The sequence below is a fragment of the Baaleninema sp. genome (assembly GCF_049974805.1).
Lineage (GTDB): Bacteria > Cyanobacteriota > Cyanobacteriia > Cyanobacteriales > Geitlerinemataceae > Baaleninema.
Map to the genome: position 1 here is coordinate 58,759 of NZ_JBNGCO010000005.1, position 19,413 is coordinate 78,171.

General features: G+C 53.6%; 21 protein-coding genes and 1 tRNA gene. 9 read left to right on the forward strand and 13 right to left on the reverse strand.

The window, feature by feature from the left end:
- Nucleotides 1-6: 6 nt before the first annotated feature.
- Together ACP5D4_RS02120 and ACP5D4_RS02125 are read left to right on the forward strand one after the other, a co-directional pair.
- On the forward strand, nt 7-831 hold the full coding sequence (locus ACP5D4_RS02120) for a DUF3153 domain-containing protein (protein WP_428009968.1): 825 nt from the start codon (nt 7-9) through the stop codon (nt 829-831).
- Between the two features lie 58 nt (nt 832-889).
- The gene (locus ACP5D4_RS02125; protein ID WP_428009969.1) at nt 890-1,696 is read left to right on the forward strand and encodes a peroxiredoxin-like family protein; all 807 of its coding nucleotides are present in this window, start codon (nt 890-892) and stop codon (nt 1,694-1,696) included.
- A gap of 113 nt (nt 1,697-1,809) precedes the next feature.
- Here ACP5D4_RS02125 and rplL read toward each other — a convergent pair whose 3' ends face one another.
- The 9 genes from rplL to ACP5D4_RS02170 all read right to left on the reverse strand — a co-directional run bounded on the left by rplL (nt 1,810) and on the right by ACP5D4_RS02170 (nt 7,306).
- Entirely contained in the window at nt 1,810-2,217 is a 408-nt protein-coding gene (rplL, locus tag ACP5D4_RS02130; RefSeq protein ID WP_428009970.1) for a 50S ribosomal protein L7/L12, read from the reverse strand.
- Between the two features lie 66 nt (nt 2,218-2,283).
- Nucleotides 2,284-2,844: a 50S ribosomal protein L10 gene (gene rplJ / locus ACP5D4_RS02135; protein ID WP_428009971.1), complete on the reverse strand. Its 561-nt coding sequence runs from the start codon at nt 2,842-2,844 to the stop codon at nt 2,284-2,286.
- Between the two features lie 368 nt (nt 2,845-3,212).
- Nucleotides 3,213-3,935, reverse strand: a complete 723-nt coding sequence (gene rplA, locus ACP5D4_RS02140; protein ID WP_428009972.1) for a 50S ribosomal protein L1 — start codon at nt 3,933-3,935, stop codon at nt 3,213-3,215.
- A 135-nt stretch (nt 3,936-4,070) separates the two neighbouring features.
- Nucleotides 4,071-4,496 carry a 50S ribosomal protein L11 gene (gene rplK, locus ACP5D4_RS02145; RefSeq protein WP_428009973.1) on the reverse strand — a complete coding sequence of 142 codons (426 nt, stop codon included), beginning with the start codon at nt 4,494-4,496 and terminating at the stop codon, nt 4,071-4,073.
- A 3-nt stretch (nt 4,497-4,499) separates the two neighbouring features.
- Complete coding sequence (gene nusG / locus ACP5D4_RS02150; RefSeq protein ID WP_428009974.1) at nt 4,500-5,153, reverse strand: transcription termination/antitermination protein NusG; 654 nt, start codon at nt 5,151-5,153, stop codon at nt 4,500-4,502.
- Nucleotides 5,150-5,374 carry a preprotein translocase subunit SecE gene (secE, locus tag ACP5D4_RS02155; protein ID WP_017661078.1) on the reverse strand — a complete coding sequence of 75 codons (225 nt, stop codon included), beginning with the start codon at nt 5,372-5,374 and terminating at the stop codon, nt 5,150-5,152. The genes nusG and secE overlap by 4 nt, the downstream gene beginning before the upstream one ends.
- Before the next feature lie 233 nt (nt 5,375-5,607).
- A tRNA-Trp gene (locus ACP5D4_RS02160) sits at nt 5,608-5,680 on the reverse strand.
- 69 nt (nt 5,681-5,749) lie between these two features.
- Nucleotides 5,750-6,151, reverse strand: a complete 402-nt coding sequence (rplS, locus tag ACP5D4_RS02165) for a 50S ribosomal protein L19 (protein WP_428009975.1) — start codon at nt 6,149-6,151, stop codon at nt 5,750-5,752.
- A gap of 201 nt (nt 6,152-6,352) precedes the next feature.
- Nucleotides 6,353-7,306: a class I SAM-dependent methyltransferase gene (locus ACP5D4_RS02170; RefSeq protein WP_428009976.1), complete on the reverse strand. Its 954-nt coding sequence runs from the start codon at nt 7,304-7,306 to the stop codon at nt 6,353-6,355.
- A 171-nt stretch (nt 7,307-7,477) separates the two neighbouring features.
- Here ACP5D4_RS02170 and ACP5D4_RS02175 point away from each other — a divergent pair, with 171 nt between their 5' ends.
- Both ACP5D4_RS02175 and ACP5D4_RS02180 read left to right on the forward strand, forming a co-directional pair.
- Entirely contained in the window at nt 7,478-8,107 is a 630-nt protein-coding gene (locus tag ACP5D4_RS02175; RefSeq protein ID WP_428009977.1) for a phycobiliprotein lyase, read from the forward strand.
- A gap of 175 nt (nt 8,108-8,282) precedes the next feature.
- Complete coding sequence (locus tag ACP5D4_RS02180) at nt 8,283-9,038, forward strand: phycobilisome rod-core linker polypeptide (protein ID WP_428009978.1); 756 nt, start codon at nt 8,283-8,285, stop codon at nt 9,036-9,038.
- A 113-nt stretch (nt 9,039-9,151) separates the two neighbouring features.
- On the opposite strand, the gene ACP5D4_RS02185 is transcribed toward ACP5D4_RS02180, so the two are convergent.
- Entirely contained in the window at nt 9,152-9,712 is a 561-nt protein-coding gene (locus ACP5D4_RS02185) for a hypothetical protein (RefSeq protein ID WP_428009979.1), read from the reverse strand.
- Between the two features lie 633 nt (nt 9,713-10,345).
- Between ACP5D4_RS02185 and dnaN the strand changes: the two genes are divergently transcribed.
- Nucleotides 10,346-11,500 (forward strand): DNA polymerase III subunit beta, encoded by a 1,155-nt coding sequence (dnaN, locus tag ACP5D4_RS02190; RefSeq protein ID WP_428010004.1) that lies wholly within the window; start codon nt 10,346-10,348, stop codon nt 11,498-11,500.
- Nucleotides 11,501-11,762: 262 nt separating this feature from the next.
- Here dnaN and ACP5D4_RS02195 read toward each other — a convergent pair whose 3' ends face one another.
- Nucleotides 11,763-12,155, reverse strand: a complete 393-nt coding sequence (locus ACP5D4_RS02195; RefSeq protein WP_428009980.1) for a DUF4278 domain-containing protein — start codon at nt 12,153-12,155, stop codon at nt 11,763-11,765.
- Nucleotides 12,156-12,532: 377 nt separating this feature from the next.
- Between ACP5D4_RS02195 and ACP5D4_RS02200 the strand changes: the two genes are divergently transcribed.
- Nucleotides 12,533-13,357, forward strand: coding sequence for a glycoside hydrolase family 24 protein (locus tag ACP5D4_RS02200; RefSeq protein ID WP_428009981.1), 825 nt, complete (start codon nt 12,533-12,535; stop codon nt 13,355-13,357).
- Nucleotides 13,358-13,415: 58 nt separating this feature from the next.
- Here the strand turns inward: ACP5D4_RS02200 and ACP5D4_RS02205 are convergent, their stop codons facing one another.
- Nucleotides 13,416-15,743 (reverse strand): putative PEP-binding protein, encoded by a 2,328-nt coding sequence (locus tag ACP5D4_RS02205; protein ID WP_428009982.1) that lies wholly within the window; start codon nt 15,741-15,743, stop codon nt 13,416-13,418.
- Between the two features lie 274 nt (nt 15,744-16,017).
- Between ACP5D4_RS02205 and ACP5D4_RS02210 the strand changes: the two genes are divergently transcribed.
- From ACP5D4_RS02210 to ACP5D4_RS02220, 3 genes are all read left to right on the forward strand, one after another.
- On the forward strand, nt 16,018-16,845 hold the full coding sequence (locus ACP5D4_RS02210; protein WP_428009983.1) for a DUF4114 domain-containing protein: 828 nt from the start codon (nt 16,018-16,020) through the stop codon (nt 16,843-16,845).
- Between the two features lie 195 nt (nt 16,846-17,040).
- Entirely contained in the window at nt 17,041-17,715 is a 675-nt protein-coding gene (locus tag ACP5D4_RS02215) for a ComF family protein (RefSeq protein ID WP_428009984.1), read from the forward strand.
- Between the two features lie 55 nt (nt 17,716-17,770).
- Entirely contained in the window at nt 17,771-18,406 is a 636-nt protein-coding gene (locus ACP5D4_RS02220; protein ID WP_428009985.1) for a MarC family protein, read from the forward strand.
- 58 nt (nt 18,407-18,464) lie between these two features.
- On the opposite strand, the gene rbsK is transcribed toward ACP5D4_RS02220, so the two are convergent.
- Nucleotides 18,465-19,391 (reverse strand): ribokinase, encoded by a 927-nt coding sequence (gene rbsK / locus ACP5D4_RS02225; RefSeq protein ID WP_428009986.1) that lies wholly within the window; start codon nt 19,389-19,391, stop codon nt 18,465-18,467.
- Between the last annotated feature and the right edge of the window lie 22 nt (nt 19,392-19,413).

Genomic DNA, 19,413 nt, shown 5'->3' on the forward strand with positions numbered 1-19,413 from the left:
AATCCCGTGAACTCCCAACCATCCGCCGATCGATCGCCCTTGTCGTGGTTCCGTCGCCTGCGCGGTGCGATGTCTCGTTATCGAACCGTTATCGTGGCGGTCATGCTGGCGATCGCCCTATCGGGATGCGTCAAGTACGATGTCAATGTGAACTTCCAAAGTCAGACCCACGGCGAAATCGTCCAGCACATCAATCTCTCGAAGCGATTTGCCAGTCTCAGTAGCGTGACGGTGCGGGAGTGGTTAGACAGTCTCGACCGACGGGCGCGATCGCTACAAGGATACGTTAAACGCAAGGGCGATCGCGAAGCAACGGTAGTAATTCCATTCAACAACGGCGACGAACTCGTCAGTCGCTTCAACAAGTTTTTCAACCCCGTGGACAATCGCGCTGTCGCCCCGGAAATGGCTGACGAAATCCCGCAACTGGCGACCCATCTCGACCTGCAACAGCGAAACTTCGTCTTTGCTATTTACAACCATCTCAGTCTCGACGTGGATTTACAAGCCCTCGGCGTTTTGTCCACAGAAGGAAACGTTCTCGTCAGTCCCGGCGGGTTGCTGGATTTGAACTTTCGCCTCAATACTCCTTGGGGTGCCAAGTACGATACAGAGGTGCCGGAATTTTCGCTTCCTCACGAAACTTCGGGAAATTCGCCCCTGGTGTGGACGTTGGAACCGGGAGAAATTCAACATCTCGAAGCTAATTTCTGGGTGCCGAGTCCCATTGGTATCGGTGCGGCGATTATTATTGCTGTGGTTGCCCTCGGCAGTTATTTGAAACACCAACTGTTACCCGCCTTGGGAATTGGCCAGCGCAAAGCCGCGTAAAATTAGCCGCGTAAAATTAGCCGCGTAAAATTAACAGTTAACGCCGCCTCAAATCGCCATGAATCCCTACCCCATCCTTCAAAACACCCAACGCCAGCGAGTCAGCGACGGAACCACCCAACCTATCCTCAAAAACGGCGAGACCTCCCCCCGTACCCTCGTCCTCGTCTGGCCGCAACTTGGGGATTTCGACTCTCTCGAATATGCTTGGTGGGTGCAGCGAGAACGGAAACAGTTGCAAGCTGAAGGATTGGCGATTCGCGCCGTTGGCATTGGCGATCGCGCCTCTGGTGAAAAGTTCTGCCAGTATACGGGATTTCCTCCAGAGGAGTTATTCGTCGATTCCGAGGCGGAACTCCACCGCCAACTCGACCTCTATTCCGGACTCTCCGTCAACGTTCCCGGTTTGTCCGAGGGTCAAAAAGCCTGGTTGAATTTACTGTTAATGTGTGCTGGCATTGGCAGTCCCGGCACGTTAGCGGAAGTGTTTCGCGGCTATCGCGGCGACAAAAAGGCACCGCAACTTATCGGCGACGAGGAGGTGGTGAAAGCGCCTCCGCTACCACCGCTGAAAGGCTCGTTTTTCAACTTTGCCGGAGGTCGTGGCTTTCAGCGTCCGTTTGAGTTGGCCACGTTGCGACTGCGAAATATGGTGGAAGTACTGCGCCATTGGAATACCTACGTTCCCAATCCGGCGTATTTGACTCAGCGAGGGGCAACTTTTCTGTTCGATCGCACCGGAACTCTACTCTACGAACATCGCGATCGCGCCATTCTAGGATTTGCCGAAAATCCCAGCAATCCCCTTTCGTTTTTGTCGAGCGATCGCGACGCGGAAAAAGCCGCAATACCGACAAACTCGTAACAACAAAGTCGTAAAAAAGCCATAAAAAAGCGATCGCCTAAATCCAAGATTCGGGCGATCGACCATCGAGGGAGGGATTTTCAACCGTAAAGCGAAATTCCCTCCCTGCAACTCTATTTGACAGACACTTTCGCGCCAGCTTCTTCGAGTTGTTTCTTGGCATCTTCGGCAGCGTCCTTGGCCACAGCTTCTTTGATGGCTTTGGGCGTGCTTTCGACCATTTCTTTGGCTTCTTTGAGTCCCAATCCGGTCAAGCCACGAACGACTTTGAGAACCGCGATTTTCTTGTCGCTGGGGACTTCTTCCAAAACCACGTCGAATTCGGTCTTTTCTTCTTCTTCCTCAGCCGCAGCACCAGCAGCACCGGCCATCATACCGGGTGCCATCATCATCATGCCGCCGCCACCGGAAGCAGAAGCGTCAACGCCGAAGGCTTCTTCGATTTGTTTGACGAGTTCGGAAGCTTCTAGCAGAGACAGGGTTTTGAGCTGTTCTAAAATTTGATCGGTTTTTTCGGACATTGTAGAGAACTCCTTGTGTGTTGACAAAAAATCCAGTGTTGAGAAGAAATCGGTATACGATCGAGCTTAGGACTCTTCTTTTTCGGATACCGCTTTGACGGCGCGTACCAAAGAAGACGGAACTTCTTTGAGACCCACAGCCAGTTTCGTCGGAACGGCGTTGAGTCCGACTGCCACTTTCGTCGGAATCGAATTGATGGCGCCAGCGATGCGGGCGATCAGTTCTTCCTTCGTCGGCAGTTCGGTCAGGGCTTTCACCTGATCGACGTCCAGTTTTTGCCCTTCCATGACACCACCGCGCAATTCGGTTTTTTTGGTGTCTTTTTGGAAGGCTTGGTACGCTTTAATCGCGCTACCGAGATCCTCTTTAATGAAGAGGAACGCCGAAGATCCTTTCAGGAACTCGGTCATCGGTTCCCAAGTTTCATCCCCTTCAACGGCAATTCGCATCAGGGTATTTTTGGTGACTTTGCACGTGGCATCAGCTTCGCGCAAACGTCCCCGCAAATCGGTAATCTCCGCCACCGATAACCCTTGGTAGTCAATGACTACGGTCAGTTGAGTTTCTTTCAACTGTTCCTTAAGTTCGGCGACGATTTCTTTTTTGTTTTCTAGTGTTCTGCCCAAACGGATTCACCTCCTTGACGGCTGGGCTATACCTTGGGAGACACGCTCGAACCAGTTCTGTTATGTCAGAACTCCGCTCTCCCATCCCTTGAAGGAACGGGTTACGAGTGCCGAAACACTCTTGACTGTTCCCTCTTCTCTGTTGCCCCTCCCTCCCCCCTGAAAAAAATCCCCCGGACGCACTGCCGGGGGAAAGCTAGCGTTTGGAGGCGATCGAACTGTATCGCTCTTCCAAAGCTTTGATGCTTTTCACCTCGGCAGGACGTTACGCTTTGCAGCAGCCTGCGGTCTTTGGCGTGAGGGGGTATTCAGTTTTTAAGTCTTTTTCATTGACAAACTGAATGTTTTGTGGTAAAAAATTCTGTTTTTTACGCGGCGGCAGCTTCGGCAAGTTTCAGGTCGCGCAGAGCGGTCACGTCCACTTCGATCGACGGACCCATCGTCGAAGAAACGTACACCGTGCGCCAGTAACGACCTTTCGCGCCCGAAGGCCGGTTTCGATCGATACATTCTTGCAGGGCTTTCAGGTTGGACAACAAATCTTCCACGGAGAAGTCGGCTTTGCCGAACATCACGTGAACGATTCCGGTGCGGTCAGCCCGAAACTCTAGTTTACCAGCTTTAAACTCAGAAATGGCCTGTGCCAGATCGAAAGTTACGGTTCCGCCTTTAGGCGAAGGCATCATCCCTTTCGGACCGAGGAGACGACCGAGTTTCGCCACCTGGGGCATCATGTCCGGCGTGGCAATTACCAAGTCGAAATCGAGGCGACCTTGCTGGATTTCTTGAATCAACTCTTCGGAACCCACCACGTCAGCCCCGGCGTCGGAGGCTTCCTGAACCTTCTCGCCTCGGGCGATAACGGCGACGCGAACCGTTTGTCCGGTTCCTTTCGGCAGCGCCACGGTCGTCCGGAGTTGTTGGTCGGTATATTTGGGATCGATCCCCAACCGAATATGCGCTTCGGCGGATTCGGGGAACTTTGCCGTTGCCGTTTCTTTGAGGAGTTGGAGGGCTTCGGCGGGTTCGTAGGGACGCTCTTCAACTTTTTGTTGAAGTTCTTGTAATCGACGAGAAATTTTCTTTGGCATTAACTTGTTTGGGGTCGCTAACGAAGTTTGTGACCTCTCCCCCATTCAACAGTTCGACAGTTCGACAGTTCGACAGTTCGACAAACAATTAGAAATGTCGCGTGAGATATCTCGGGCAATTGTGAAAACTCGAGATTAGTCTTCGACTTTCACGCCCATGTTGCGGGCGGTGCCTTCGATGATGTTCATGGCCGCCCCGATGTCGTTGGCATTGAGGTCGGGCATTTTCGTCTCGGCAATTTCTTTCAACTGCGCCCGAGAAATGGAACCGACTTTGGTGCGGTTGGGTTCTCCCGAACCTTTCTCGATTCCGGCTGCTTTCTTAATCAAGACGGAAGCCGGAGGCGTTTTGAGAACGAAGGTGAAACTCCGATCTTCGTAAACCGAGATTTCGACGGGAACGATGGTTCCGGTTTGGTCGGCAGTTTTGGCGTTGTACTCTTTGCAAAACTGCATGATGTTCACGCCATGCTGACCCAACGCCGGACCGATGGGCGGTGCGGGGTTCGCTTTACCCGCCGGAATCGCGAGTTTGATAAGCGCGACTACTTTTTTAGCCATTCGTTAACTCTGTTTTTCGACTTGATTGAACTCTAGTTCGACAGGCGTATCCCGTCCGAAAATCGATAGCAAGGCTTTGAGCTTGCTCCGTTCGGGACTCACTTCAATGACTTCGCCTTCAAAGTCTTTAAACGGTCCCGACAGCACAACTATCTTGTCGCCCGTCTCCATATCGACTTTGACGACCGGTTCTTGTTCTCCGGTTTGTTTGAAGATCCGTTCGACTTCGGAGGGACTCAGTGGCATCGGTTTGACGTGACCGCGCCCTCGTCCGTAGCGGCGTCGTTGTTCTGCCCCGACAAAGTTAATCACATTGGGGGTGTTTTTGACAACCTGCCAGACGTCGTCGTCGAGGATCATCTGAATCAGCACGTAGCCGGGAAAGACTTTTTCCTCGATGTTCTGACGAGAGCCGTCTTTACGGATTTTGACGGCCGGCGTTTGGGGAATCGCGATTTGCAAAATGCGATCGGCAACGTCAAGGGTCTCCTTGCGCTGTTCGATGTTCGCTTTTACCCGCTTTTCGCAGCCAGACGCCACTTGCACGGCATACCAACGCGCTCGCGCCGGTTTCCGTGGTGCCTCTTCTTTCTCTTCTGAATCAGCGTCGTCCCAACGTTCGTCGGGTTCGTATGGTTCGTTCGATGAAAAAGTCATCCGAATATCTGCTTTGCAGCCCAACCGAACAAGTTATCGACCAAATAAATGGCCGTCGCCAGCAGCGTGACCATCAGCAATACGGCGGCTGACTCGCTGATGACTTGTTGTCTCGACGGCCAAACGACCTTGGCGAGTTCTTCTTTGGTTTCTTGGAGAAACTTCAGGGGATCGAACCCTTTGCTCGTCTCTTGGGCGTTGGCTCCGTTTTTCTTCGCCACGACGATTCACCTCTGTTGACGGATTGCGTCTCGATCGATTCGAGTTCCGACGAATCGATTGTGTTGCCCGATGCTCGGCAAGACCGTGTTTGTCTGTGGCCTCGATGTTACCGACGGACTCGATCCGCTCATCAGACGAACTCATCCGAAAGCTATTGAGTTCCTCCGAGAATTCGGTCGGCAACTAACTAGCTTTCGGGTAGAGCGTCTCTCAAAGAAGTTGAGTGGTTCAACGCGCCCTGGAGGACTCGAACCCCCGACATCGGGTTTTGGAGACCCGCGTTCTACCAACTGAACTAAGAGCGCATCTCGTCTCGTTCAGACGTTGAACCCCTTCTTAAAGAGTGTACCACACGGCTGCCGCACTCGCGCAAGTTATTTTTTGGATTTTTTCTTTTTGGTTTTGGCGACTTTCTCGATGGGGCGATCGAAACGCTGTTTGAGTCGAGTAGCCTTACCGACGCGATCGCGCAGGTAGTAGAGTTTGGCACGGCGGACTTTACCGCGACGGATCACTTCGATGTAGCTAATTCTCGGAGAGTGAGGCAGGAAAACCCGCTCGACACCCACGCCTTGGAAAATCCGGCGGACGGTAATGCTTCGGTTGACACCGCCGTTTTTCATGGCGATGACGGTTCCTTCGTAAGGCTGAACCCGTTCTTTACCGCCTTCTTGAATCACGACGCCGACGCGAACGGTGTCGCCGACGTAAATGGTCGGAATATCGGACTTGAGATATTCCGATTCGATCGATCGGAGAAGTTCTTGACCCTTCATAGCTGCCTCGATACGTTGCAGCCTTCTATCGTAGATCGGACTTCCCCGTCAAGTCAATTTTTGGAGCGTCCGGAGAGGGTGAGATGGGGTGATGGTGCGATCGGGGAGAAACTGTCAACTATCCACTGTCAATTGTCTTGTCTCATCATCCCCTCATTTCATCATCCCCTCATTTCATCATCCCCTCATTTCATCATCCCCTCATCGCGCTCTGGCCACGATCGCCCGGTGTCGGGGATCGCTGGGGGCGGTTTCGAGATAGTCGAAGCCGAGTTGTTGTAGGGTGGCTTCGACGTCGAAGGTATAGTATTCGTCGCTCCAGGGTTCGGTACTCTTCATTAAGACGAATAACGCTGGAGGTAGGTTCTGAATGACGGTGGATTTTGGGTTGTTGTCTGCAATGGCGATGATTCCGCCGGGACGCAGGAGGCGACGCACTTCTTTGAAAATGGCTTCGGTGGCGGCGTTGGGGAGTTCGTGCAAGATAAATTGCAGCGTCACTAAATCGAAGCTGTTGTCGGGGAATTCGGTGGCTTCGGCGAGTCCGTGTACCCAGCGATCGATCTCGTTGTCGGTGTCGAGATGTTGCGCTACCGCCAGCATTTGCGGGGATAAGTCCAATCCGATGGTTTTGATGGGTTCGCTTTGATGCGATCGCAGGTAACGATGGAGCGATCGCGTGGACATTCCAATCGAACACCCCACGTCTAATACATCGCCCACAGGATAGGAAAGGTGTTTGTTTACAATGTCGTAAAAACTCGTCCGCAGTCGATCGTAAGCGGCGTCAGGGGACAGGTTCTCTTTCGGTGTCACGCGCAACGCCATGGCGTAAGTGGCGGGTTCGGCTTCAAACGCCGCTAACCAACAGAGGTTTCCTTCGTCGTAGGCGTGAAACGGAACTTGGTAATAGTCGGGATAGGTGACGTCGGGATTCGTCAGGCGTTCGGCTAAGGCTTTGACGTTGGAGGCTTCTAACGCTGCGACGCGATCGCGCCAGGGGATACCGTTACGTTCGGCGGTGCGAATCATCACCCGCCGCGCCTGCTGTTTCATGGCACGATACAGAAATGGCGTTTGAATCAGTTGGTTGACGAGGCGAGAGAGCCAGTCGTCTCCCGCCCAGGCGGGTTTGTTTAAGGTTTGGCTGGTCATCGTAGGTCTGTTTTATATCGATAGAGCGATTTTATCGGATTTCTTCCCAATATCTCGACGATACAGTGTGGGAAAGCAGTTCGGCAGAGTTGTGACTGGCCGCGAACCAGCGATCGTCTAAAATTGCAAGGATATATGAAACGTTAAAAACCTCGATCGAACGAACTGAAAATGAATCAAGCGACCCAAGCCAAGCCTCTCGATGCGATGGCCTTTTTCGAGCAAAGTGCTGGAACTTGGCATTCTCAACGAACTACCCATCACCTCCCTTTCCGTCGCGCCGAGTTAGGCGGTTCGGAGATTTACGTGGAAACCCTCGCCGCCGACGATCCCCGCGTCGTGGAAATCTGTCAAATGCACGAGATCGATCCCGCTGAGGCTTCGGGTGGGGCGTTCGTGCGTTGGAACGGTTCGATGCAGTGGGATCGGGAAAACGATGAAAACCACGCCGGATCGACGGTGTTCGCGATCGTTCCCGATGCCAACGATCCCAGTCGAGGCAAGATGCTGCGCGAGCGGGGGTATGCTGAAGTGGTTCCCGTGGCCGGACGCTACGAACTCGACGACGATGGCGGCATGATTTTGATTACGGAATACGAAACCATGAGTTCGATCGAGCGGTTTTGGTTCCCCAGCTCCGGCGTGCGGATGCGAACCAGTACCGTCAAGCGGTTTGGTGGCTTTAGTACGGCGACTTTCTGCACGGAAAGCCGTCTCGAGGAGACGCCGGACAATTTGGACACGAACCCCGATGCCAGTGCCGAAGCCAGTCAACCGTTTTATTCGGTTTTGGGATGGTAAGCTATAACACAAAAAATGACGCTTTAACAAAAATGTAAGCAAAGTTTACGTTTTTTGTTAAAAATTGTTGCTGGCATTCATAAAAATGAGACTGGAAGAAACCCGATCCCCTACTCTAAAGGTTGGCTAGTCCATGGCTGAATAGCAAATCGTTTAAGCGTAGGGAGATATTAACGTGGCACTTCCCTTACTCAATTACACGCCGAAAAGCCAAAACGTGCGTGTAGCCGGATATGAAGTTCCCGGTGACGAGCAGCCCTACATCTTCGATACCGAAAACCTGCCTTCGGGCGGTGGCATGGAAGAAGTGATCTGGGCTGCTTATCGCCAAATTTATAGCGAACACCAAATTCTCAAAAGCAACCGTCAATCGGCTTTAGAGTCTCAACTCAAAGACGGTCGCATTACGGTGCGCCAGTTTATTCGCGGCTTGTTGTTGTCCGATCCGTTCCGTCGTCGGAACTTCGAGGCGAACAGCAACTACCGTTTTGCAGAACTGTGCGTGCAGCGAGTTCTCGGACGCGACGTTTACAGCGAGCGCGAGAAAATCGCTTGGTCGATCGTCATCGTCAACGAAGGCGTTCAAGGGTTCGTCGATAAACTGCTCAACAGCGACGAATACTTGGAAAACTTCGGTGACACTATCGTGCCGTTCCAACGTCGGCGCAACCTGCCGCAGCGGGAACGGGGCGAAACGCCGTTCAATCTGAAAACGCCTCGTTACGGTGCGTACTACCGCGATTTGCAGGGCTTCCCTCAAATCGTCTGGCAAAACGCCGTGCGTCGCTTCCGTCCTCAAGAAAAACAACCCGTCGAGGGCAATCCCGAGCGGTTCTTGGGTATGGCTCGCAATATGGCGCCGCAGCAAAACCCCGTTCCTCGGGTGTCGCTGCAAACCCTCAACTATCTGGCTGCTGTGCCTCGCCGCTAAGGCAAGGTTTGACGTTCAGTCGGATTGTATCCCAATAACGGAAAAGATTGGGGCGAGTTCGTCCGCGTTCGATCGCCGAAGCGATCGAGGCGTGGTAGGGTTCGCCCCAATTTTCAGTGAATCAGCCAGTGGGTGTAACTATAAGAGGAAGACTGACAGAGGTGGTTGTCAGGATAGGATTTGAGGGTATCGCAGACGACTGCGGCGAGGTGGGAATAGTTGGGAGGGGAACTTTCTAACTCGTAGGCTAAACTCCAACTGGTACGACGGTCGCTTTGCAGTTGGGTCAGTTCGTAGCGCACGCCGCGATATTGTCGCTGCCAGCGGGTTTTGTGGGCTTCCACCCACCAGTCTTCGGAGAACTGCTGGAGAGATTCGGGGGAGAAACTGCCGTCTTCAATCCATTTACGCCAGCGTTCGACTTGGCCGCTGTGGTCTCCGATCTGCCAAACTCCTAATATAGACTCTCGCCATTTCAATTCGAGGCTGTGGCCGTTGCGTTGTTTGATGTTGATGGCTTCGCTTTCGGGAAAGATTAAGTAAACGTCGGTTCGGGAATCGGCGAAAGACAGCCAGTCGCCGGGACAGTCTTTGAAAAACCACCGTTTGACGGGTTGGGGGGGGTCTCCATCGAGAAACCAACGCACTTCTTGGGTGATGAGGGGGCTGGACATGGTAGCGCGATCGCGAACTTTGTTTTTTTCTCCGTTCTGTTTCGATTGTCGCAGGTGCGATCGCTCCCCGTCTTCCCTCGATCGCTAGAAAAATCGACGGCTGGCCGAAACTTAAGATTTTTGGCAGATCGATCGAAGTTGAGGCTGAGGCGATCGAGGTTCGATCGAAAATTTTGGGTCTTTTACCCTAGGACGGCTTTAACTTAGCATGGTAAACTAGACGTGAGTGGGTAAACGAACTAACGAAAATCAAGTTAGTGAGTTAGACTCACATTCCGAAATCGAATTGAACTTTTGGCGGTGGGACACACCGTTACAGCCTGTGGAGCGAGTGTAAGACTTGAAGGATTGATTCCCGAGAGCAACTGCGAAAAACCCCTGAGCGTAGTCGAAGGGGAAGGAAGCAGGAACCCAAATCGCGAGGTTTGGGAATCACCGTCTTTCCTTCGGCGGTGAAGATGTCAACCTCAGAAGGTTGACGGGTCGTGCGCCCAAACTTCACTGAATTTTTCTTCAATACGTTCTCTCTTCACGGCGAGGGGAGGGCGATTGTGTTTTTTAGACGTTTTTTGACGAAGTTTGGGGTCAAACGACCGTCCGACGTTCGATCGCTATCCTATCCGAAACGTTCTCATGAAACTGGTCTGTACCCAAGGGGATTTCAACGCCCACTTGTCCCTTGCTACCCACGCTGTCCCCTCTCGTCCCACTCACCCGGTTTTAGCCAACGTGCGCTTGACGGCGGACGCGGACAAGCAACGCCTGCAACTGACTGCTTTCGATTTAAGTTTGGGCATTCGCGTCAGCCTACCGGCCCAAATCGAAACCGGAGGCGATATCGCACTTCCGGCGAAGCTCCTCAACGATATCGTGTCTCGTCTTCCCGACGGTGAAATCACGGTAGAAAACGAACCAGATACGACGCAAACCACCCTCACCTCAGCTTCGGGACGTTACCAGGTGCAGGGGATGAGTTCGGAAGAGTTTCCCGAACTTCCCGCGATCGAAAACGGTAAAGTCGTGCGACTGAGTACCGAAGCGCTCATCGAAGGCTTGCGGGGAACTCTCTTCGCCACCAGTTCCGACGAAACCAAGCAGGTGCTAACGGGGGTTCACCTGATGATGAAGGCGGACGGCTTGGAATTCGCCGCCACGGACGGCCACCGTCTCGCGGTGGTGGAAGCGGTGAATTTAGAAGACGAAGAGACCCCCAAACCGGAACTCGAAGAGGGAGAAGCTTTTGAGGTGACGGTTCCCGCGCAAGCGTTGCGGGAATTAGAGCGGATTATCGGCAAACGCGCCGGAACTGACCTCATCGCGTTACATTTCGATGAGGGTCAAGCGGTGTTTGAGATTGAAGACCGACGGCTGACGAGTCGGACGCTGGAAGGTTCGTATCCGGCGTACCGTCAGTTAATTCCCCGCCAGTTCGAGAATCAGGTGAACGTGGAACGACGCCAACTGTTGGGGGCGTTGGAACGGATTGCCGCGATCGCCGATCGCAAAAACAATATCGTCAAGTTTAGCTTCGATGCGGAGGCGCAGCAGCTCGCGTTGAGCGTGGACGCTGCTGATGTTGGCAGTGCTTACGAAGTGCTTCCGGTACAGGTGTCTGGGGACAGTATCGAAATTGCTTTTAACGTGAAGTACGTGATGGAATCGCTGCGGAACCTGCAATCGACGGAAATTCAAATGCAGCTCAATACTCCGGTGTCTCCGGTGATTTTAACGCCGTTGGGCGGTACGAAGATGACTCATTTGGTCATGCCCGTGCAGATTCGCGATTAGAGGCCAAACCCAATCGCCAGATCCCCGGCATCTTAGAGATGCCGGGGATCTCGAGAGGTGCTGGGTATCTCAGGCAAGCTCTCAATTAGAGATTGAAATTAGGTGTCAAATAGCCATCAAAAAGGGGACGCGGTGAAGCGTCCCGGCTTTTGTATCCCAAATTTTTCGAGGGTTCCAAGTATTTCGAGTTGTGTTTCGAGTTGTGTTTCGAGTCGTCTTGTGTGCTTGTGGCTGAGAAGAACTCGCGGGTTTTAACGGGAAGTTAACGAGAACAGACGAGTTGTTCGCTTTCCCGTTCGAGAATTTCGAGCAGTTGTTGGTTGCCTTGGGCTTTGGCGGCGTCGATGCGTTCCGAGAGCCGTCGGCACAGGTTTTCCTGGTGGATGCGGGCAACTTCGCTCAGGCTCACGTCCGTGGCGGTGCTGGCTGTAGCAGAGACGGGGCGACCGTCGGCGGTTTCGATGCGGCCGGTTTCTGTCGTCCGATAGGGAACGCCGCGATATTTAAATTCCGCAACGGGTTGCGGAACGGGGATGTGGCGCGGATAGGTCATTCGATAGGATTGCCCGCGATAGGTGGCTAGAATTTCGCTTTCGGTCATTTCTAGCGTGGGGGGATTGGGTTCGTACCGAACGCCGCGATAACAGAGTTTCATATGGTTCAGTTTCCTGAGTCCGAGACAACAAAGAGATTTACCTAGAGGTCGAGACTTCGCTGCCGAAATCTGGACTTAGATGCTATTAACAGAGTTTATTCTGTATCTATTTTTACATTTTTGGGGTGGCTATGTCAACGTAAGCCGACATAAATCTTTGCAATAGGACTGAGGTAGAAAGTCGGTTTTTAAGGAAATTCAGGTATTTCAGCGGAAAAGTCGGAACGCTAAACCGGGTTTCTCCACTGACGAGCGGGTAATGTCGGTGCGGTTCCCTTTCCGATCGATTTCGGGGATCGATCGGCGATCCCCATGCTTTTATTAGCGTGTACACTAGAGTTCTAGCGTTTGGTGACATAACAAAAGCGAAAGCGTGAATGAGGCTCGCACCCCGCTCCGATTCTTCTAGCACTTCTCGTTCTGTTCCCCCTGGCAAACCTCGCCGCCAAATTGCGGCCACGGCTCGACTGCACTATTTACGACAGCGACGGCGGCGACAGAAACGACTGGTTCGGCTCTTTCTCAAACGAACGTTACTGGTTGTGTTGGTGGTGGTTCCGATTGCCACTTTGGTGTTTCCCAGTTTTCGATGGTTGCTGACACGGGAATTCGACGGCGCGGTACGGTTGATGTCGCGAGAAGTGAATCACGTGGTTGATTTGGTCAGGTTCGATCGCAAGGGGCGATCGCGATCGAATGCCTTTATCGATACCGCCTCTCAAGACTTATCTCCAGAACTTCGCGCCCTCCTCGACACCATCGCTTTCGCCGAAGGCACCCACGACGCCCTGGGCTATCAAACCATTTTTACCTTCGACGAATTTTCTAACTTTAGCGACCATCCCCGACAAGTGCGCTGTGCAAAATACTACGGACAACACCTCTGTTCCGACGCGGCTGGACGCTACCAAATGCTCAGTTCCACTTACGATTCTGTGGTCGAAACCACTGAGCTGACAGACTTTTCCCCCCAATCTCAAGACTTGGCTGCCGTGGAACTCATTCGCCGACGGGGTGGGTTAGAAAAGATAGAAGCAGGAGATTTCGACGGGGCGATGAAAGCGATTCAGCGAGAATGGGCGAGTTTGCCGGGTTCGGGACACGGACAGCCGGAGGTGACGTTTGAAGAGTTAAGGGCGGTGTACGAGCAACGGTTGGAGCATTATCGGCGTGACGAGGTAAGTGGGGAAAGCGAAACCTGAAGTCCCTCAAAGGCTCGAGATCTCGGCGTTCTGGATGTTTTTGCAGTGAAACATTGCCTCAAAGCTGGAGACGTTCTCGGGCTAAGTCTAATAACAAGCGTCGTTCGGCGCGGAGGATGGCCGCGTGCGATCGCGCGATCGCGTCGGGTCGTACCGAAATCCCCGTGACGCCACAGCGAACGAGGCGATCGATAAGCTCGGGTCGAACCGATACCGTATCGATACAAACGTTGCAGGGAATCCCCAAGCGACGGGCGGCTTTGGCCAACTGCGCGATCGCCTGCAACACCGCCGGATGTCGTAACTCGAAAGACTGCGCCATCGAACTGTTTTCGCGATCGAACCCCAAGAGCAACTGCGTTAAATCGTTGGTGCCGATCGCGATTCCCGAAACCCCTGCGGCCACGTAATCTTCTAGCAAAAACAACACTGACGGCACTTCCGCCATCAACCAACATTCAAACGAGGGTTGTTCCGTCAATCCCAGACGATAGCAGCGTTGGCGGCAAAACTCGAATTCCTCGAGCGATCGCACGAACGGTAAAACCAAATGTAAATTAGCGTATCCGGCATCTCGCACCCGTTTCAGGGCGGCCAACTCGCAATCGAAGGCGTGAGAATCCTGCGTGTAGGCGAAGGTTCCCCGGACGCCCAAGGGAGAACCCGTCGTACCATCGAAGGTTCGATAGTACACCGGATAGGGGGCGACGGTGCGCGTAAATTGCAAGAGTCCCTCCGTCAAGCGATCGACCAGTTCCGTCGTGCGACCGTTCCGCACCCAGTCCGTTGGAGTACGTCCTTCCAACACTTCCACCGCCATCAACTCCGAACGAATCAGTCCTATCCCGTCCGCGAGAGCGATCGCTTCAGCAGATCTCATCTCAGCCGTCAGAGAACTCGGCTGACTCACCATCACCGTTAGCTGAGTTCCCCGAACCTCTGAGGTGCCTTCCCAGGACCCTAAAGACGGTTTCGGCGTTTTTGTCTCGGCGGTGTCGGGGTTGGACGTCAACTCGCCGCGATCGCCGTCGAGACGCATCGATTGTCCCGTTTGGAGTTGCTGCGTAGCCTCGGAGACGCCAACCACCGCCGGAATGCCTAACTCCCGCGCTAAAATCGCCCCGTGACTGGTCAAACTACCCGTTTCCATCACGAGTCCCACCGCGTGCTTTAACAGAGAAAAGTCTGTCGGTTCCAAACTCGAGACGACGAGGATGCGATCGAGGGGAGGGGTGATAGTATCTTTGCGATCGGACCGCACGACAAACAGGGGAGCGATCGCTTGTCCCGAAGAAGCAGGAAGACCCCACAGCGTCAGGGGAGGCGAGGTCGCCAGCGGTGCATCGGTGGAAGTTGGCGGCGGCGAGTCGTCGGATAAGGGCTGTGGGGTCGAAGCCGGAGAAGCGGCGATCGTCCAATCGTCTCGCCACAGTCTTTCGTCCGGATAGACTTGACTCAAATAGAATTCTGTTCCGTTCTCGGTGGCGACGAATTCCCATTGAACGGAAAACGGTCGAACGAACTCGGTTTGGAGTTTGCGCCCCCAGTGCAGTAGGGTTTTCAGTTGTTCGGCGTCGAGAACCGGGTCTTGCTGTCGTTCGGGAGGGATACCGACGACTCGCACCTCGGCGGTTGCGGGATCGAGGTCGTACTTACAGAGTCGAACGCCGCTTTGGTGGTTGACAACGGTGTGGCCAGCGGCGTCGATGCGGTAGAGGTCGGGAATGACGACCCCTTCGACGAAACTATCGAAGCGTCCCGAGGTCGCAGCGATATGGAAGTGCGTCCTGTCCGATCGTAGGAACCCTGTCGCGAGGACGCGATCGAGCGGTTGTAGGAGAACGGAAAGATACAGGCGATCGAGGGAAATATTGGACTGTTGCCAACAGAGGAGACTTCGCGCCCGGAACAGCTCGGCCCAGGTGCGTTTTAAGGCCAGGACGACCGAGGCGGGGTCGTTGGGACTCGTTTGGCTCTCGAGGGAATCGGCATAATCCGAGGTATCGCCCTCGCCTTCTATGTATAAAGACGGATGGAGGACGATTCCAGAGGTCGAGAGAGATGACACCGCTTCCAGCAGTCGATCGAACCCAGGTGTGGGTAATTCCGCTGTTAGGAGGGCTTCGCGAATTTGTCGGGCGATCGCTTGAAGTTGTTGGGCGTCGTCCGCTTGTAAGTGCAGGGCGGTATGGGAGATTTCAGCCAACAGCGGATTTTCCCAAGTATTATTTTGCCAAAATTCTCGAAAAACGCGGGATGAAACCACAATTCCCCATAAAACGGGGTAATTTTTCGGCGCGAGTCGCCCTAGGTAAAATCCCCGCTCTCCACTCCAAGGGCATTCGATCGACCCGGCTCGATCGATCGGAAACACTTCTTCCGGCATACTTGGCGCCCCTCAATCGCACTATATCCGGATTTTATCGTTCTCAGCCAGCCGACGCGATATCGAGAGCGACGGCTTGGAGAGGCGACAATCGATGTTCCCGACTTTCTACCAACTTTGAGAATTCTACCTATTAACCGTGAAATAACGGTTCTTATTTAAAGTAGACATGAATTTTTACGTAAAACTACCGTATTTTTTAGTGAGAATGTTTATACTAAATACTAGAAAATAATTAAGCAAATATACGCAAGAACGAAACAGGGGCAAGATTATGACAATGTGTTTTTCCAGCAAACTCTCAACTGTCGCAACGGGTACGGCACTCGTACTCAGTAGCACGATTCTCGGTGCGTCACCTGCATCTGCGATCTCGTTTGGCACCTCGATCGACTGCGATCCGGCCGCTTCAGGCGATCCCCTCGATCGAACCTGTTCGTTACAAAGTCGGCTCGACGACATGACGGTTAGCGGTGGCATCGATACCACCCAGGACACAGGTTTCGACTACTTCACCAACACCGCCAGCGGTGGTTCGATAGGTCGTCTGATGTTTGAAGTAGCTGGCTTCGCCTCCGGTAACAAATTTGGCATTTTCAACCAGGACGGTGTCAAAGCCGAGTTGTTTGACGGTTTTCACGACGAGGCCGATCGCACCATTGTAGATTTTCTCAGCGGTGGGGATCTGCTGATTAATACGACAGAGATCGATCCAGTGGGATCGACGGTCACACAAACGATTGCCAATTTCGGCAATATCTTCGGGTTTTATCTAGAAAACCCCGAAGGCGATACGTTCTTCTCCGATATTTCCCTGAACTCCGACGGGCGGCAACACAGCGCCATTTATCAAGGGGATAACTCCACGGTATTAGACTTACCCGGCGTACAACCTGGTGTTTTTACGGACAACGAGTTTATCATCGCCTTTGAGGACTTACCGGAAGGCCATACTTACGCAGACTTCGACTACAACGATTTCGTCGTGATAATGGAATCCATCGACCCGGCGGGCGTTCCCGAACCCTCCACCCTGTTCGGTTTGGGTTTAGTTGTCAGTGCTGCGATCGCCAGCCGTCACCGCCAAAGCCGTCGCCGCTAAGCCGAAAAACGCCATCGGGATACAAAGGACAGCTTGTTACCAAGGCCGTCTCGAAGTTGTTCCCACTCAAGCATCATTGGGCGCTCGCTCTCGCGAAAGGACTTCTGTTTAAAGACTTCGGTTTGACGAGAGCGAGCGCCGTTTGGATCGCAGTTTTTTCTACAATGAGAGTCGTTCTTTTACTTCAGCGAAAAAGTGCGTCTGCTCGATCGAATTCTCGACCTGTTTTTACATCCCAACTGTCCCTTGTGCGATCGCCCCGCCGAAGGCGAACTCTGTCCCGCCTGTTCCCGACAACTCCAACGCTGTCGCCGTTCTCACCCTCAACAGTTATGGCGCGGCGACGTTCCGGTTTTCGCCTGGGGCAATTATAGCGGAACCCTCAAACGGGCGATCGCCGCCCTCAAATACGAAAACCATCCCCAACTGGCTCGTCCCCTCGGACATGACATCGGACGAGCGTGGCTGAAAACCCCTCCTGTTCGAGAGAGACGACTTACCGTCGTTCCGGTTCCCATGCACCCGGACAAACAACGCCAACGGGGATTCAACCAAGCCGAACTCCTGGCCAAACACTTCTGCGAGATCGCACGCTTTCCTTTGCAATCTCACGGATTAACGCGAGTCAAAAATACCCAAGCCTTGTTCGACCTCAACCCCGAACAACGGCGTCAAACCCTGAACGAGGCGATCGCTCTCGGAAAAGCCTTTCACCGCCGCAAACCCAAACATCCCGTCCTCCTCTTTGACGACATTTACACCACTGGAACCACCGTCCGCGAAGCGACTCGCGCCCTGAAAAACGCCAGAATTCCCGTTATCGGCGTCGCCGTTTTGGCCAAAGCAGGCGGAGATGACGTGAGGCGTTGAGGCTCAAAATGGTTAGATTAGACGAGAAGCGCCTTCGACGAAAATCGAAGGCGGTATGCAGAATTCCGAGATCGAACCCATGACAGACTTCCTCAGATCTGCGGCTTTGCTCCTCGTCTTGCTCAACCCGTTTCTCGTTATTATTTATCTCATCGATGTCGTACAAAAGCTGAAGTTGAAACCCTTTGCGTGGGTTTTGATACAAGCCGGTTTAATTGCCACAGCCGTCTTTTGCTGTTTTGCCATTCTCGGCGACGCCATATTTTCCAATGTCTTACAGGCCAATTTCGCCTCGTTTCAGATTTTCGGCGGAATTGTTTTTCTTCTCATCGGTCTGGAATTTGTCTTTCAAGGTCCGACGGCCATTTCTATTTTGCGAGGCGAATCAAAAAACCTGGCTGGGGCGATCGCCATGCCGGTCTTTATCGGGCCGGGAACCCTTAGCGCCAGTGTCGTCATCGGCGAACGACACGATCCTCTCATTGCTTGCTTGGCGGTAGTCGTGGCTGTTTTCGTTTCGATCGCCCTCGTCGTCATACTCAAATTAGCCCACGATCTCGTCCGTCCCCATCGAGAACCCTTCATCGAAAGATCCATCGAAGTAGTCGGACGAATTGCCGCTTTGTTTATCGGCACCATTTCGGTGGAAATGATTATGCAGGGACTCATCGTGTGGTTCGAGAAATTCTGAGGGCGAAGATTGCGATCGATACTGTCTCGAGCTTTTTCAATCGTTCAATTCTCGAACTTCAATCTATATCTTCGACCCCCCGAAGCGCCTCTTCCACCATCGCCAAATCCGGCATCGACGGCTGCGCCCCCACCGTCGTCGCCGAGAGCGCCCCCGCCGTCATCGCCCAGCGCAAAGCATCCAGCCAAGACAATCTGCGATCGATCGCCGCCGCCAACGCCCCGTTAAACGCATCTCCCGCCGCCGTAGTATCTACCACCTCCACCGCAAACGCGGGAACGAACGCCGCTTCCTCCGCCGTGGCGTAAGCCACACCTCGCGCCCCCAACGTCACGATCGCCCGTTTGACTCCCCGACGCCGAAACGCGGACGCCGCCTGTAACGCCGTTTCCGGATCGTTGACCGACACCCCCAACAGTTGACTGGCTTCGATTTCGTTAGGCGTCAAAATATCCACGTATTCGTATAGCGATTCAGAAAAGTCCGACGCCGGAGCGGGATCGAGAATTACCGTTACCCCCGCCTCTTGCGCCGCTTTCGCCGCCGCCTCCACCGCCGGAGTCGGGATTTCCAATTGCAGCAACAACACCTTGGCGTCTGTCAACAGGGCTTTCAAACGCTGTACGTCCGACTCATCCACTTCTCCGTTCGCGCCGGGAACGATGACAATGGCGTTTTCTCCGCTTCTGTCTACCGACACCACCGCCACGCCGGAATAGGTCTTCTCGTCTACCCGTACTCCCGCCGCGTCCACGCCGCTGTCTCGCAATCCGTTGAGGAGTTGTTCGCCGAAGCGATCGCCCCCCACGCGCCCCACCATTTTCGTCGAAGCCCCCAGACGCGCCGCCGCTACCGCTTGATTCGCCCCTTTTCCCCCAGAACTGGTAAAAAAGTTGTCCCCTCGAATCGTTTCCCCCGCCACGGGAAGTCGGGGCGTTTGCGTAACTAAGTCGAGATTGAGACTTCCGAAGACAACGACAGCCATAGGTTTGGGGCGAATAGACGAC